General features: G+C 42.2%; 26 protein-coding genes and 1 pseudogene. 5 read left to right on the plus strand and 22 right to left on the minus strand.

Annotated features, from left to right (window positions below):
• Positions 1–31 precede the first annotated feature (31 nt).
• From rplO to ACTJJG_RS14420, 22 genes and pseudogenes are all read right to left on the minus strand, one after another.
• The gene (gene rplO / locus ACTJJG_RS14315; protein WP_002116985.1) at positions 32–472 is read right to left on the minus strand and encodes a 50S ribosomal protein L15; all 441 of its coding nucleotides are present in this window, start codon (positions 470–472) and stop codon (positions 32–34) included.
• Between the two features lie 3 nt (positions 473–475).
• The gene (rpmD, locus tag ACTJJG_RS14320) at positions 476–652 is read right to left on the minus strand and encodes a 50S ribosomal protein L30 (protein WP_000849088.1); all 177 of its coding nucleotides are present in this window, start codon (positions 650–652) and stop codon (positions 476–478) included.
• A gap of 6 nt (positions 653–658) precedes the next feature.
• Complete coding sequence (rpsE, locus tag ACTJJG_RS14325; protein ID WP_001141025.1) at positions 659–1,156, minus strand: 30S ribosomal protein S5; 498 nt, start codon at positions 1,154–1,156, stop codon at positions 659–661.
• A 2-nt stretch (positions 1,157–1,158) separates the two neighbouring features.
• Positions 1,159–1,509, minus strand: coding sequence for a 50S ribosomal protein L18 (gene rplR, locus ACTJJG_RS14330; protein WP_002049741.1), 351 nt, complete (start codon positions 1,507–1,509; stop codon positions 1,159–1,161).
• A 14-nt stretch (positions 1,510–1,523) separates the two neighbouring features.
• Positions 1,524–2,057 carry a 50S ribosomal protein L6 gene (gene rplF / locus ACTJJG_RS14335; protein WP_002116801.1) on the minus strand — a complete coding sequence of 178 codons (534 nt, stop codon included), beginning with the start codon at positions 2,055–2,057 and terminating at the stop codon, positions 1,524–1,526.
• Positions 2,058–2,070: 13 nt separating this feature from the next.
• Positions 2,071–2,466: a 30S ribosomal protein S8 gene (gene rpsH / locus ACTJJG_RS14340; RefSeq protein WP_002049732.1), complete on the minus strand. Its 396-nt coding sequence runs from the start codon at positions 2,464–2,466 to the stop codon at positions 2,071–2,073.
• Between the two features lie 11 nt (positions 2,467–2,477).
• Positions 2,478–2,783 (minus strand): 30S ribosomal protein S14, encoded by a 306-nt coding sequence (rpsN, locus tag ACTJJG_RS14345; RefSeq protein WP_002049689.1) that lies wholly within the window; start codon positions 2,781–2,783, stop codon positions 2,478–2,480.
• Positions 2,784–2,792: 9 nt separating this feature from the next.
• Positions 2,793–3,329: a 50S ribosomal protein L5 gene (gene rplE / locus ACTJJG_RS14350; protein WP_002116961.1), complete on the minus strand. Its 537-nt coding sequence runs from the start codon at positions 3,327–3,329 to the stop codon at positions 2,793–2,795.
• 15 nt (positions 3,330–3,344) lie between these two features.
• The gene (gene rplX, locus ACTJJG_RS14355; RefSeq protein WP_002116820.1) at positions 3,345–3,662 is read right to left on the minus strand and encodes a 50S ribosomal protein L24; all 318 of its coding nucleotides are present in this window, start codon (positions 3,660–3,662) and stop codon (positions 3,345–3,347) included.
• 9 nt (positions 3,663–3,671) lie between these two features.
• Positions 3,672–4,040 carry a 50S ribosomal protein L14 gene (rplN, locus tag ACTJJG_RS14360; RefSeq protein ID WP_001982634.1) on the minus strand — a complete coding sequence of 123 codons (369 nt, stop codon included), beginning with the start codon at positions 4,038–4,040 and terminating at the stop codon, positions 3,672–3,674.
• 92 nt (positions 4,041–4,132) lie between these two features.
• A complete protein-coding gene (rpsQ, locus tag ACTJJG_RS14365) occupies positions 4,133–4,390 on the minus strand; it encodes a 30S ribosomal protein S17 (protein ID WP_002116661.1) in 258 nt (85 codons plus the stop codon).
• Positions 4,387–4,584 (minus strand): 50S ribosomal protein L29, encoded by a 198-nt coding sequence (gene rpmC / locus ACTJJG_RS14370; RefSeq protein ID WP_000849928.1) that lies wholly within the window; start codon positions 4,582–4,584, stop codon positions 4,387–4,389. The genes rpsQ and rpmC overlap by 4 nt, the downstream gene beginning before the upstream one ends.
• Positions 4,584–4,997 carry a 50S ribosomal protein L16 gene (gene rplP, locus ACTJJG_RS14375; protein ID WP_002049688.1) on the minus strand — a complete coding sequence of 138 codons (414 nt, stop codon included), beginning with the start codon at positions 4,995–4,997 and terminating at the stop codon, positions 4,584–4,586. The genes rpmC and rplP overlap by 1 nt, the downstream gene beginning before the upstream one ends.
• Positions 4,937–5,753, minus strand: a pseudogene (gene rpsC, locus ACTJJG_RS14380) (30S ribosomal protein S3). The gene rplP and the pseudogene rpsC overlap by 61 nt, the downstream one beginning before the upstream one ends.
• Before the next feature lies 1 nt (position 5,754).
• A complete protein-coding gene (gene rplV / locus ACTJJG_RS14385) occupies positions 5,755–6,084 on the minus strand; it encodes a 50S ribosomal protein L22 (RefSeq protein WP_001982638.1) in 330 nt (109 codons plus the stop codon).
• A gap of 11 nt (positions 6,085–6,095) precedes the next feature.
• A complete protein-coding gene (gene rpsS, locus ACTJJG_RS14390; RefSeq protein ID WP_001138119.1) occupies positions 6,096–6,371 on the minus strand; it encodes a 30S ribosomal protein S19 in 276 nt (91 codons plus the stop codon).
• A 13-nt stretch (positions 6,372–6,384) separates the two neighbouring features.
• Complete coding sequence (rplB, locus tag ACTJJG_RS14395) at positions 6,385–7,209, minus strand: 50S ribosomal protein L2 (protein ID WP_002049686.1); 825 nt, start codon at positions 7,207–7,209, stop codon at positions 6,385–6,387.
• An 11-nt stretch (positions 7,210–7,220) separates the two neighbouring features.
• The gene (gene rplW / locus ACTJJG_RS14400; protein ID WP_002049693.1) at positions 7,221–7,541 is read right to left on the minus strand and encodes a 50S ribosomal protein L23; all 321 of its coding nucleotides are present in this window, start codon (positions 7,539–7,541) and stop codon (positions 7,221–7,223) included.
• Positions 7,538–8,140 carry a 50S ribosomal protein L4 gene (rplD, locus tag ACTJJG_RS14405; RefSeq protein ID WP_002049755.1) on the minus strand — a complete coding sequence of 201 codons (603 nt, stop codon included), beginning with the start codon at positions 8,138–8,140 and terminating at the stop codon, positions 7,538–7,540. The genes rplW and rplD overlap by 4 nt, the downstream gene beginning before the upstream one ends.
• Before the next feature lie 11 nt (positions 8,141–8,151).
• A complete protein-coding gene (rplC, locus tag ACTJJG_RS14410) occupies positions 8,152–8,790 on the minus strand; it encodes a 50S ribosomal protein L3 (protein WP_014207747.1) in 639 nt (212 codons plus the stop codon).
• Between the two features lie 58 nt (positions 8,791–8,848).
• Complete coding sequence (gene rpsJ / locus ACTJJG_RS14415) at positions 8,849–9,160, minus strand: 30S ribosomal protein S10 (RefSeq protein WP_000070912.1); 312 nt, start codon at positions 9,158–9,160, stop codon at positions 8,849–8,851.
• Between the two features lie 252 nt (positions 9,161–9,412).
• Complete coding sequence (locus ACTJJG_RS14420; protein WP_017386983.1) at positions 9,413–10,141, minus strand: type 1 glutamine amidotransferase; 729 nt, start codon at positions 10,139–10,141, stop codon at positions 9,413–9,415.
• 168 nt (positions 10,142–10,309) lie between these two features.
• On the opposite strand from ACTJJG_RS14420, the gene ACTJJG_RS14425 reads away from it, so the two are divergent.
• The 5 genes from ACTJJG_RS14425 to ACTJJG_RS14445 all read left to right on the plus strand — a co-directional run bounded on the left by ACTJJG_RS14425 (position 10,310) and on the right by ACTJJG_RS14445 (position 14,524).
• Complete coding sequence (locus ACTJJG_RS14425; RefSeq protein WP_002116687.1) at positions 10,310–11,500, plus strand: PLP-dependent transferase; 1,191 nt, start codon at positions 10,310–10,312, stop codon at positions 11,498–11,500.
• Positions 11,501–11,542: 42 nt separating this feature from the next.
• Positions 11,543–13,090 (plus strand): helicase HerA-like domain-containing protein, encoded by a 1,548-nt coding sequence (locus tag ACTJJG_RS14430; protein ID WP_017386985.1) that lies wholly within the window; start codon positions 11,543–11,545, stop codon positions 13,088–13,090.
• Complete coding sequence (locus tag ACTJJG_RS14435) at positions 13,080–13,232, plus strand: hypothetical protein (RefSeq protein WP_014207750.1); 153 nt, start codon at positions 13,080–13,082, stop codon at positions 13,230–13,232. Before ACTJJG_RS14430 ends, ACTJJG_RS14435 begins: the two co-directional genes overlap by 11 nt.
• Before the next feature lie 2 nt (positions 13,233–13,234).
• Positions 13,235–13,999, plus strand: coding sequence for a globin domain-containing protein (locus tag ACTJJG_RS14440; RefSeq protein WP_017386986.1), 765 nt, complete (start codon positions 13,235–13,237; stop codon positions 13,997–13,999).
• 87 nt (positions 14,000–14,086) lie between these two features.
• The gene (locus ACTJJG_RS14445) at positions 14,087–14,524 is read left to right on the plus strand and encodes an RrF2 family transcriptional regulator (RefSeq protein ID WP_002116968.1); all 438 of its coding nucleotides are present in this window, start codon (positions 14,087–14,089) and stop codon (positions 14,522–14,524) included.
• Positions 14,525–14,548 lie beyond the last annotated feature (24 nt).

Raw genomic sequence — 14,548 nt, forward strand, 5'->3', positions numbered from 1 at the left:
CTGAAGAACTAGGAGACATAGACACTCGAGATTACTCCTCGACTTTACCGCCAGCTGCTTCAATCGCAGCTTTAGCGCCTTTAGTCAATGCAACACCTTGAACAGTGAATGCACGAGTGATTTCACCAGAAAGTACGATACGAGCACGAATTTGGTCACGACGAACAACATTCGCAGCTTTCAAAGTTTCTAGGCTAACGATGTCGCCTTCAACTTTGCTTAACTCAGATAAACGTACTTCAGCAGTTTTTAAAGCGATTTGGCTAGTGAAACCGAATTTAGGTAAACGACGATAAATCGCAGTTTGACCGCCTTCAAAGCCTGGACGAACGCCACCACTTTTACGTGATTTTTGACCTTTGACACCACGGCCACCAGTCTTACCAACGCCAGAACCGATACCACGGCCTAAACGACGGTGTTCACGTTTTGCACCTTCTGCAGGCGCAAGTTCATTTAAACGCAGAGTCATGGCTTATTCCTCTACACTAACCATATAGTAGACTTTGTTGATCATACCGCGGTTAGAAGGCGTATCTTGCACTTCTACAGTATGACCAATACGACGCAGACCTAAACCTTGTAAGCAAAGCTTGTGATTTTTCAAGCGATGTGAAGAAGATTTAGTCTGGGTAACTTTAATCGTTTTCATGATTGATTACCCTTGAATTTCTTCTACTGATTTACCACGTTTCGCAGCGACTTTCTCAGGAGAAGTCATATCACGCAAACCTTTGAAAGTTGCGTTTACTACGTTTGCAGCATTAGTAGAACCATAACATTTAGCAAGTACGTTATGTACACCTGCAGCTTCTAGAACGGCACGCATAGCGCCACCAGCGATTACGCCAGTACCTTCAGAAGCAGGTTGCATATATACACGGCTTGCACCATGACGAGCATTCACAGGGTGTTGTAAAGTAGTACCTGCAAGGTCTACAGTAATCATGTTGCGACGTGCAGCTTCAAGTGCTTTAGAAATAGCAGCTGGAACTTCACGAGCTTTACCACGACCAAAACCAACACGACCATTACCATCACCCACCACAGTTAATGCTGTGAAAGAGAAGATACGACCACCCTTAACAACTTTGGCTACACGATCAACGGCAACCAGCTTTTCAACAAGACCTTCGTTTTGTTCAACTTTAGCCATGATTAGAACTCCAAGCCGTTTTCACGAGCAGCATCAGCCAAGGCTTTGATACGACCATGATATTTAAAACCAGAACGGTCAAATGCAACTTTAGTTACACCAGCTGCTTTCGCACGCTCTGCGATTAAAGCGCCTACTTTAGTAGCCGCGTCTACATTACCTGTAGTACCGCTACGTAAAGATGCATCCAAAGTTGAAGCTTGTGCTAAAACTTTGCCACCATCTGCTGAAATAACTTGAGCATAGATGTGACGCGGAGTGCGGTTTACACACAAACGAGTCGCACCCAATGCACGAATGTGCAAGCGTGTGCTTTTCGCACGACGCAAACGGGATTGTTTCTTTTCGTTCATAAGAACCTCGCGCCTTATTTCTTCTTAGCTTCTTTACGAAGAATGACTTCATCCGAATAACGAACACCTTTACCTTTATATGGTTCAGGAGAACGATATGCACGGATTTCTGCCGCTACTTGACCTAACAACTGCTTGTTTGCTGATTTCAAAATGATTTCAGTAGCAGTTGGAGTTTCCGCTGTTACACCTTCAGGTAAAGCGTAGTCAATTGGGTGTGAAAAACCAAGGTTAAGGTTTACAACAGTACCTTTAACCGCAGCTTTATAACCAACACCAACTAGCTGCAACTTACGTTCGAAGCCTTCACTAACCCCTTTTACAAGGTTATTCAATACAGCGCGAGCAGTACCAGCTTGCATCCAAGCATCTTTCGATTCTTTAACTGGAGCAAGTTGAAGTTTACCTTCTTCCTGTTTTAGCTCGACCAGCGCATGCAGGTTGAAAGACAATGTACCTTTGCTGCCTTTCACTTCGACCTGCCGGCCGTTCTGAGTAACTGCTACACCATTAGGTACAGTTACTGGGGCTTTAGCCACACGAGACATGAGGAATCACCTATTAAGAAACAAAAGCAATAACTTCACCACCAACGCCCGCAGCACGTGCAGCGCGATCAGTCATGATGCCTTTGCTTGTAGAAACAATTGCAATACCTAAACCTTGCTTAACGCTTGGAAGTTTATCTTTACCACGGTATTGGCGAAGACCTGGACGGCTTACGCGTTTAACCATTTCGATAACTGGTTTGCCTTCGAAATATTTTAAAGTAATTGTCAAAGTAGATTTTGTCTCTTCTTGAGCAACTTCTACATTTGAAATATAACCTTCTTGTTGAAGTACGTTTGCAATTGCAACTTTCAACTTAGAAGAAGGCATAGAAACAGTTTGTTTCTTAGCCATTTGTGCGTTACGAACACGTGTTAGCATGTCGGCAACGGTATCTTGCATACTCATTTAGTCGCTCCTTACCAGCTTGCCTTAACAACGCCTGGTACATCACCCTGCATTACTGTGTCACGTAATTTGTTACGGCTTAAACCGAACTTACGGAAGTAACCATGAGGACGACCAGTTAAACCACAACGGTTACGAAGACGTACCGGAGATGCATTACGTGGCAATGCTTGTAACTTTAACATCGCTTCGAAACGCTCTTCTTCACTTGCATTTACGTTTGCAATCGTAGCTTTTAATTCAGCACGTTTTGCAGCGTATTTAGCAACTGTTTTTTCGCGTTTCAATTCGCGATTAATCATACCTTTCTTAGCCATATCGACCTCTTATTTGAACGGGAAGCCGAATGCACGCATAAGCGCACGGCCTTCGTCATCGGTGCGAGCAGTCGTAGTAATAGTAATATCCATACCACGAATACGATCAATCTTATCGAAATCGATTTCAGGGAAAACGATTTGCTCTTTCAAACCCATTGAGTAGTTACCACGACCATCAAATGATTTCGAAGAGAAACCACGGAAGTCACGGATACGAGGGATTGCGATTGAGATCAAACGGTCCAAGAATTCGTACATTTGGTCGCCACGTAAAGTAACTTTACAACCAATCGGCCAACCATCACGGATTTTGAAACCAGCGATAGATTTACGAGCAAGTGTAATTACTGGTTTTTGACCAGCAATTAATTGCATGTCGACTACAGCGCCATCTAATAATTTCTTATCAGTTGCAGCTGCGCCTACACCCATGTTTAGGGTAATTTTTGTGATGCGTGGAATTTCCATCACGTTCTTAATGCTAAGTTCTTCTTGTAACTTCGCTTTAAGTTCTTCGTTGTAACGTGCTTTAAGTCTGGCCATTGCCTTTTCAACCTATTACTTCGCTACCGCCACTGATTCACCATTTGATTTATAAACGCGAGTTTTCACGCCATCAATCACTTGGTAACCAACACGGTCAGCCTTCTGGGTTGTAGCATTTAAAATTGCCACGTTTGAAATATGAAGCGAAGCTTCTTGAGTAACGATACCGCCTTCAGCGCCAGTTACACGATTCGGCTTTTGATGCTTCTTCACTAAGTTAAGGCCTTCAACCTTAACGCGGTCTTCAGAAACAGACAATACAGTACCCTGTTTGCCTTTTTCTTTACCTGCGATCACGATAACTTGATCGCCTTTTTTAATCTTAGCCATGATTGCCTCTTATAGAACTTCAGGAGCCAATGAAATGATTTTCATGAACTGTTCAGTACGAAGTTCACGAGTCACTGGTCCGAAGATACGAGTAGCAATCGGAGCTTTGTTGTTGTTCAGGATAACTGCAGCATTATCATCAAAACGGATCACAGAACCATCTGGACGACGAATGCCGAATTTAGTACGAACTACAACCGCATTCATCACGTCACCTTTTTTAACACGTGCGCGTGGGATTGCTTCTTTTACAGTAACTTTAATAATGTCGCCAACAGAAGCATAACGACGATGTGAACCACCAAGTACTTTAATACATTGTACGCGGCGAGCACCACTGTTGTCTGCTACGTCGAGCATAGTTTCGGTTTGAATCATTGCCCTACTCCAAAACCGAGCATCACCGGTCACAATTTCGAAAGGCTCAAAGAGTACTCGAAATTGACCGATGATGCAACAAGAACGTCGAATTACTCAGCAGCTGCTTCAACTACTTCCACTAAAGTCCAAGCTTTAGTTTTAGAAATTGGGCGGCTTTCTTTAATGGTCACAACATCGCCAAGTTTAGCAACATTGTTCTCATCATGAGCGTGTAACTTAGTTGAACGGCGAATTGATTTGCCATACAACGGGTGTTGAACGCGGCGTTCGATAAGAACAACAATAGACTTGTCCATTTTGTCGCTTACTACTTTGCCGGTTAACGTGCGGACTGTTTTTTCACTCATTGTCCGTTCCCCTGTTTTTCGGTAAGGAGTGTCTTAATACGAGCAATTGTCTTACGAGCAACTTGCACTTCATGCGATTTACCCAACTGACCAGTTGCTTTCGCCATACGAAGACGGAATTGATTAAGCTGTTGCTCATCAAGCAAAGCTTTCAACTCTTCTACCGATTTTTCACGTAGATCTTTAGTTTTCATTACATTACCGTCCGAGTCACGATAGTGGTTTTAAACGGAAGTTTAGCAGCAGCTAAAGCAAATGCTTCACGCGCTAATTCTTCGTTCACACCTTCAATTTCGTACAGGATCTTACCTGGTTGGATCTGGCAAACCCAGTACTCCACGCTACCCTTACCTTTACCCATACGCACTTCAAGAGGCTTTTGAGTAATTGGTTTATCCGGGAATACGCGAATAAAGATTTTACCACCACGCTTAATACGGCGGCTAATAGTACGACGTGCAGCTTCAATCTGACGAGCAGTCATACGACCACGTTCAGTTGCTTTGATTGCAATCGAACCAAATGATACTGTACTACCACGATGCGCTAGACCAGTATTACGGCCTTTGTGCACCTTACGGAATTTGGTACGTTTAGGTTGCAACATGGATTATTCTCCCTTGTCAGCAGCACGGTCACCGCGACGACCACGACGCTCTTGACCTTCACCACGACCACGACCACGTTTAGCTGGACGATCTTCAGCAGGAGCAGGGTTCATGACTTGTTTCATGCCACCTAAAATCTCGCCACGGAAAATCCAAACTTTAACACCAATCGTACCGTAAGTTGTTTCTGCACGCATAGTTGCATAGTCAATGTCTGCACGTAGCGTATGTAAAGGTACACGACCTTCACGATACCATTCTGTACGAGCAATCTCTGCACCACCTAAACGGCCAGACACTTCAACTTTGATACCTTTAGCACCAGCACGCATAGTGTTTTGAACCGCACGCTTCATAGCACGACGGAACATTACACGCTTTTCTAATTGAGAAGCGATTGCTTCAGCAACTAAACGCGCATCTAAGTCTGGGCGATCAATTTCGTTGATACTTACTTGCGCTGGAACACCCATAATGCTGGTAAGTTCGCGCTGTAATTTCTCAATATCTTCGCCTTTTTTACCGATTACGATACCAGGACGAGCTGTGCTAATAGTTACTTTAGCAGCGCCTGATGGACGTTCGATAAGAATGTTGCTTACCATCGCATTCTTAAGTTTTTTAGTTAAAAACTCACGAACTTGAAGATCTTTAAGCAAGTATTCAGCGTATTGTTTCGGATTCGCATACCAGTTAGCGTTATGACGTTTCACAACACCTAGGCGGATACCGATTGGATGAACCTTCTGACCCATATCAAACCCCTACCTTAACGGTGATGTGACAAGTACGCTTAGTAATACGATCTGCACGGCCTTTAGCACGTGGCATAATACGTTTAAGGCTCATGCCTTCGTCAACGTAAATCGTAGATACTTTAAGATCGTCAACATCTAAACTGTTATTGTGTTCAGCGTTTGCAATCGCAGATTCCAATGCTTTTTTTACTAAAACAGCAGCTTTTTTATTGCTGAAGTTTAAGATATTTAAAGCATGCGCAACAGATTTGCCGCGAATAAGATCTGCAACCAAACGTGCTTTCTGTGCCGAGATAGCGGCACCGCGTAATTTAGCAGTTACTTCCATCATGACACCTATTAACGTTTAGATTTCTTGTCAACACCGTGACCACGATAGGTACGAGTTGGCGCGAATTCACCGAGTTTATGACCAACCATATGCTCAGTAACAATTACTGGAACGTGGTTACGACCATTATGAACAGAAATTGTTAAACCAACAAAATCTGGAAGGATCATCGAACGACGAGACCAAGTTTTAATCGGCTTGCGAGAGTTACTAGCAACAGCCGCTTCAACCTTAGCGAACAAGTGCGCATCGACGAATGGGCCTTTTTTCAGAGAACGAGGCATTAGTCAGATTCCTTTACTTGACGCGACGGTCGCGAATAATCATCTTAGTCGTACGCTTATTGGTACGTGTCTTGTACCCTTTAGCTTTTTGACCCCATGGGCTTACAGGTTGAATACCTTTGTTACGCCCTTCACCACCACCGTGCGGGTGATCAATCGGGTTCATCGCCATACCACGTACGGTAGGACGAACACCACGCCAGCGCGAAGCACCAGCTTTACCCAATGAACGAAGGTTGTTTTCTTGGTTAGAAACTTCACCAATTACAGCGCGGCATTCAACATGTACTTTACGCATTTCACCTGAACGAAGACGAATAATTGCGTAAGAACCATCACGACCCAACAACTGAACAGAAGCACCAGCAGAACGCGCTAATTGCGCACCCTTACCAATTTTAAGTTCAACGTTATGAAGTGTAGAACCGATCGGCATATTACGAAGTGGCAAGCAGTTACCTGGACGAATTGGAGCATCGTTACCAGATTGTACTTTATCGCCAGCACGTAAGCCTTTAGGTGCGATGATATAACGACGCTCACCATCAGCATATTTCAACAAAGCAATATGTGCTGTACGGTTTGGATCGTATTCAATACGCTCTACAACAGCTGGGATGCTGTCTTTGTTACGTTTGAAGTCAACGATACGGTAGTGTTGTTTATGACCACCACCAACGTGACGAGTAGTAATGTGACCGTTGTTATTACGACCACCAGTACGTTTTTTAGCTTCAACCAACGGTGCGTAAGGAGCGCCTTTGTGAAGATGGTCATGAACCACTTTCTCTACAAAGCGACGTCCTGGAGACGTTGGCTTACATTTTTGAATCGGCATAATTTTCGTCCTTATTCCGCTGCGCTTTCAGCGGTATCGCCCAAGTCAGCCATTTCAACATCTTGGCCAGCTTTCAGGGTGACGTATGCTTTTTTAACATCAGAACGGCGTCCCAATGTACGACCAAAGCGCTTAGTCTTACCTTTAGTAATAGTTGTGTTAACTTTAACAACTTCTACACCAAAAAGTTTTTCAACTGCTTTTTTGATTTCAAGTTTAGTAGCATTGATGTCTACTTTAAATACTTGAACACCAACAGTATCACCTAATACTTGTGCCTTTTCTGAGAAGACTGGTCCTTTTAGGACTTGATAGATACGTTCGTTGTTCATCCGAGTTCTACCTCAATTTTCTTAGCAGCAGCTACAGACATCACAACTTTATCAAACGCGATCAAGCTTACAGGATCGATTGCAGTTGCATCTACCACATCTACATGCGGAAGGTTGCGTGCTGCAAGATATAAGTTCTCATCTACAGCGTCAGTAACGATTAATGCACGAGCAGCATTTAAGTCGTTAAGCTTTGCAAGCAATTCTTTAGTTTTTGGAGCTGCAACTGCAAACTCTTCAACTAATACAAGACGATCTTGGCGAACAAGTTCAGCTAAGATACATTGCATTGCACCGCGGTACATCTTACGGTTTACTTTTTGAGACCAATCTTGTGGACGAGCAGCAAAAGTTTTACCACCGCCAACCCAGATAGGGCTACGAATAGAACCCGCACGAGCACGACCAGTACCTTTTTGACGGAATGGCTTTTTACCACCGCCAGAAACGTCTGCACGTGATTTCTGAGCACGAGTACCTTGACGACCACCTGCTAAGTAAGCAGTAACAACTTGGTGTACAAGAGCTTCGTTAAATTCACGTCCGAAAGCAACTTCAGACAATTCAACAGCAGAGCCGGAAACAGTTTTCAAATTCACGGTATTTCCCCTCAGGCCTTGATGGTAGGACGTACAATCACGTCACCGCCAGTTGCACCAGGAATTGCACCTTTAACAACTAAAACAGAACGTTCAGCGTCAATAGATACGATTTCAAGACCTTGTACTGTTACGCGTTCGTCACCTAAGTGACCAGCCATTTTCTTGCCTTTGAACACGCGACCAGGAGTCTGGTTTTGACCTGTAGAACCTAATACACGGTGAGAAACTGAGTTACCGTGAGTAGCGTCTTGAGTACGGAAGTTCCAACGTTTAACACCACCTTGGAAACCTTTACCTTTTGATTGACCAGTTACGTCAACAATTTGACCAACTGCGAACAAATCAACGCCAATAGTACCGCCAACTTCACGGCCTTCAAGCTCAGCTTCAGTAACACGGAACTCTTTAACTAAACGACCAGCAGCAACACCAGCTTTCGCGAAGTGACCTTTCTGAGCGTTAGTTACGCGAGATTCGCGACGTTCACCAGTAGTTACTTGAACAGCTTGATAACCATCAGTTTCAAGTGTTTTGATTTGCGTAATGCGGTTTGGATCGACTTCGATGACTGTAACAGGTACAGAAACACCTGCATCTGTAAAGATGCGAGTCATACCACATTTGCGACCGACTAAACCAATAGCCATGTGCATAAACCTCTAAAAAAGCGGCCTAATTAACTTAGAAGTTAATCAACCGAAAGCCTTAACCCAAAGCGATCTGAACATCAACACCAGCCGCAAGATCTAATTTCATCAATGCATCAACAGTTTTATCTGTAGGTTGAACGATATCGATCAAACGTTTGTAGGTGCGGATTTCGTACTGGTCACGCGCATCTTTGTTAACGTGCGGTGAAGTAAGAACGTTGAAGCGTTCGATGCGAGTAGGCATCGGAATTGGACCACAAACTTGTGCGCCAGTACGCTTAGCGGTTTCTACGATCTCTTGAGCAGATTGATCAATCAGACGATGATCAAAAGACTTCAAACGGATACGAATTCTCTGGTTAGACATACCAGTAAACTCCAAGCCAAACATATAAAGAATCACCCTTGACGCATCTCACCCATTGGTAAGTGTCAAAGGCAGTGAAAATCACTAAGGTCATGATCGATGCCACGACTGTAATGCACATTTACTACTTTCTTCGCAGTAAATGCCCCTCCTTTTGAGGGTCGCCCATTATAACGATTGTTTAAGTCTTATGCAATTCTCTTTTTCTGTTTTTTGTTCAAAACGTGCTTTAAACTAGCATTCACAACTCATCTAGGCATTTATGACAAACTCAATCGCTTTATTTAAGAGTTGATTACCTTGTTCAAATTTTTGTGCTTCTGAATATTGCAGTTCACTCACAGGCTGAACATATTCCCCCCTAAAAATAGATAGCTCTTCTTCATTTTCAAGTAAGAGTTCTAAAGCGGCTGGTGTCATTTCTGGATGAAATTGAAAACCCAGCACATTTTTTCCAATTTGATACATCTGATTACGACAAGCTATATTCTCGGCTAAGTGTATAGCACCTTTGGGTATTTCAAATGTTTCGCTATGCCACTGCATCACCTTTATCTTTTCAGGCAATGGAAAGCTGTCTTGAGGTAAATTTGCTACCCTTTGAACTGTCGACCAACCAAGTTCCTGATAGCGGTTTCGACTGACTGCGGCGCCTAGTGCATTAGCAATTAGCTGCCCACCCAAGCAGAGACCTATAGCAGGCTTTCCTGCTGCTAAATAACGACGCAACCATCTTTTCTCTATCTTAAGCCATGGATAATTCGCCTCATCATTTACACTCATGGTGCCACCCATGACTAATAATAAGTCAACCTCATCAATTTGTGGTAAAGCTTCTATTTCAAGTGACCGATCAACCGGAAGTGCAAAAAACTCCGTAGAACTAATAGTCGCGTGGTGAGCTTTTAAAAATGAATAACAACTCCCAAAACCCTCACCCGCGATATGTTGAAAATAATGAACTCTTAAATGCGACTTCATGCGCTTAAACCTATTGTTGTTAGAATGTTGTAGTGGTCTTTGCAAAAATAAAGCCAAGTTTTTGTTTTATAGGTCTACTGTAACGAAACGTCTTACAAAACTTTATAAATCTAGCGAAGAATTTAAATTTCTCTTAATCTAACTTTATCATTTAAAACATAACGCACTATGAAAAAGCATAACGATTTCCAGACTCGTCTCATTCATGCCCCAAGAAAGGCTCCGCAATTCATTGAAACAGTGCAACCTCCCTTATTTCGCGCATCGACTATCATTTTCAAATCAACTTCGCACCTTTTTGATCGTCACTGGACTGATAAGTATGACTATAGCTATGGAACACATGGCACCCCTACTACATTCACCTTAGGCGACAATATTGCGCAAATTGAAGGTGGTTTGCATTGTTTGCTTGCACCGAGTGGCCTATCCGCAATTAATATTGTGAACTCAGCATTTTTAAGCACTAATGATGAAGTATGGGTTCCAGACAATATTTACGGGCCAAATCTAGAACATTTAACTTATCTACAAAGTCAATATGGCATTATTGTTAAAGTATATAACCCCATTGACGCTGCAAGTTTTCAACCTACCGAAAGAAGTAAACTATTATGGTTAGAAGCTGCAGGTTCAGTTACTTTAGAATTCCCTGATCTTAAAAATCTAGTCAAGAAAGCTAAAAAGCATGGTGTATTGACAGCTCTAGATAACACTTGGGGAGCTGGGCTTGCGTTTAATGCTTTTAATTTTTCTGATGAACATCTATCAGTCGATTTAACCGTTCACGCATTAACAAAATATCCAAGTGGTGGTGGTGACATCCTAATGGGCAGCATTGTAACTCGTGATGAGAAACTTCATCACCGCCTATTCCGCACACACGCCATTTTAGGCATCGCAATCTCTGGAGATGATGCGGCTCAAGTTCAACGCAGCCTTGCTCATATGTCTTTACGCTATGAACAACAGTCAGCCAATGCTCAAACTTTACTTAAGTGGCTAAAGGACCAACGCCAATTTGCACAAGTTCTACACCCAAGTGATGAATCCTCACCAGGCCATCAATACTGGCAAGAAATATGCACAACTGATCAAAGTGCAGGTTTAGTGAGTGTTATTTTTAAACCTGAATATGACATTACAGCAGTACGTCGTTTCTGCGATGCATTAGAGTTATTTAAGCTCGGTTTTAGCTGGGGTGGACCCGTTAGCCTGATTATGCTTTATGATTTAAAAATGATGAGAAAACTTGAGAATACACATTTACAACAAGGATTATTGGTTCGATTCTGTATAGGACTAGAAGATCCGCAAGATTTGATACAAGATATCGAAAATGCACTGAAACAACTGTAAAACGACAACATTATAGTGACTCAAACCATAGGATAAAAATATATGGGTACACCGATTGTTATTGCTAAAAATATTAAGGACACATCAAAAGAAATTGTTTTACTTCCCCAGTTTGCTAACCGTCATGGACTTATTGCAGGCGCCACAGGTACAGGTAAAACAGTTACGTTAAAAGTTCTAGCAGAGAGTTTCTCTCGAATCGGTGTGCCAGTATTTCTTGCCGATGCTAAAGGCGATGTTTCGAGTCTTGCAAAAGCTGGTGAAGCTTCCGATAAATTTAATGAACGCTTAAAACTTTTACAAATTGATAGTGTTCCATTCGCAGCGAACCCAGTTGTTTTTTGGGATTTATTTGGTCAGCAAGGCCATCCTATCCGAACCACTATTTCTGAAATTGGGCCAATTTTATTGGCTCGCATGCTCAATTTAAATGATACCCAAGAAGGTGTGTTATCTGCTGTATTCCGCATTGCAGATGACCAAGGGTTACTATTAGTCGATTTTAAAGATTTAAAAGCCATGATCACTTTTGTGAGTGAACATGCAGCTGAGTTTAAAGCCGAGTATGGTAATTTATCTCCAGCCAGCCTAGGTGCCATTCAGCGCAACTTACTCGCTCTTGCCGACCAAGGTGGAGAACAGTTCTTTGGGGAACCAGCTTTAAATATTCTGGATTTTATCCAAACCGATGCAAACGGACACGGTTATATCAATATTCTTGCTGCTGACAAGCTCATGAATACACCTAAGTTATATGCCACTTTCCTCTTATGGATGCTTTCAGAGTTATTTGAACAGCTACCAGAAGTGGGTGATATGGATAAGCCTAAACTCGTGTTTTTCTTTGATGAAGCTCACTTGTTATTTGATAATGCCAGCCAAGCTCTACAAGACAAAATTGAACAAGTGGTACGTTTAATCCGCTCCAAAGGGGTGGGTATCTACTTTATTACTCAAAACCCACTCGATTTACCCGAAAGCGTTCTTGGTCAACTTGGTAATCGCGTTCAACATGCATTACGTGCATTCACCCCTAAAGATCAAAAAGCTGTAAAAACCGCAGCAGACACTTTCCGTGCTAATCCCGAGTTTAAAGTTGATGAAGCTATTACCCAACTTGGTGTTGGTGAGGCACTCATTAGCTGTCTAGATGAGCAAGGTACACCACAGATTGTAGAACGTGGTTGGGTTATGCCTCCGTACTCTGCATTTACACCGATCACTCCAGAAGAGCGTCAGACTTTAATCTCGCAAAGTATTATTGCTGGGGTTTATGAACAAGCTGTAGATCGTGATAGTGCCTATGAAATGCTACAGAATAAAGTTGCTGAACGCGAACAACAGCAGCAAGACGCCGAACTTGCAAAACAACAAGCTAAAGAACAAGAAACTTTAGCAAAACAGCAAGCTAAAGAGCAGGAACGTTTGGCACGTGAGCAATTAAAAGAGGAAGAAAGAGCAGCCCGTGAACGAGCTAAACTCACACAAGACATTGTGGGAACTTTTGCCAAAAGTGCTGCACGCAGTTTAGGAGGAAGTACCGGCCAAAAACTCGTAAGGGGCTTGCTCGGCTCTTTATTTGGTAAATAAAAATATTAAAAAAATTGCTTTAATTTTAGGGGATTTTATATCCCCTAATTTTTTTATGGTTTTTTATAAAAAAGTTATTGCCATTAATTTTTTAAAAATGTATTTTAAATACATCTTATATAGCCAGATAAATAAGGTCTAGCCATGACTCCACAACAAATTGAACTTGTTAAATCTACTGTACCGGTTTTACGTGAACACGGCGTTACGCTGACTACATACTTTTATAAGCGCATGCTTAATAACAATCCCGAGTTAAAAAATGTTTTTAATTTAGATGACCAAACCAGCTTACGTCAGCCACGTGCTCTTGCAGCTGCTGTGCTTGCTTATGCAGAAAATATTGAGAACCCTACCGTGCTCGCTAAAGCGGTAGAACGCATCACCACTAAACACGTGAGCTTAGATATTCAACCAGAGCAATATGCAATTGTTGGGGACAACTTGCTTCATTCAATTAGTGAAGTACTTAACGTGCCATTCGAATCAGAGCTTATTGAAGCGTGGAAACAAGCATACTTACAGTTGGCTGATATCTTGATTGGTGTTGAAAAACAAAAATATGAACAACTTGAAAGCTTAAAAGGTGGATGGGCTGGCTGGCGTTCATTTGAAATTACTCAAATTGATCCTTTGGAATCTGGCAAACGCTTCACTTTAAAAGCAACTGACCATGAAGACGTACTGACTAGCCCAGCAAATGCCTTTATTTCAGTTAAAGTACAAGTTCCCGAACAACAACTTGAACAACCGAAAGCTTTTAAATTTACCGAAGCTCAAGAAGATAACTCGTATCACTTTGAAGTGCAGCCCGAAGAAAATCATACTGAGTTTTCAGTTGCTAATATTCTACTTGAGCATTATAGAGTGGGTGATCAAGTACAGGTTTCAGCCCCTTTAACGCTGTAATGTAAAAACCTTTTGCCTGAAAGTTTTCTTATTTAGACTTTCAGGCTAAGATGATCATCCTTTTAATCTCTTCCATTTTTGGTGATCATGCAGCTTAATAAATTTACCGATTATGCATTACGACTCTTAATGTATGTTGCACGCCCAAGTGATGCACCCTACACGATTGCAGAAATCGCGAAAGATTTGCATGTTTCACAAAACCATCTAGTTAAAGTTGTTCACTTCATGGGCAAGCAGGAATGGATTATTACCATTCGTGGAAAAGGCGGCGGAATTCGCTTAAATCCAGATGCACTTAACTCAAATTTAGGTTCAATTGTTCGAATATTACAGGGCGACAATCAAATTGTTGAATGTAATACACCACCTTGTGTATTACGCAGTCACTGTGGTTTAAAAGGTATTTTAGATCAGGCTTTAGAGAGCTTTTACCAAAGTCTAGATCAATACACACTCGGAGAAGTTTTGCAGCAATCAAAATCTGCTCCTGCCAACTCCCCTATTGCATTTTTACAAATCTAAGCTCTACTGATTTTGATAAGTCGA

The sequence above is a fragment of the Acinetobacter sp. 22512 genome (assembly GCF_052044755.1).
GTDB classification, from domain to species: Bacteria; Pseudomonadota; Gammaproteobacteria; order Pseudomonadales; family Moraxellaceae; genus Acinetobacter; species Acinetobacter pittii.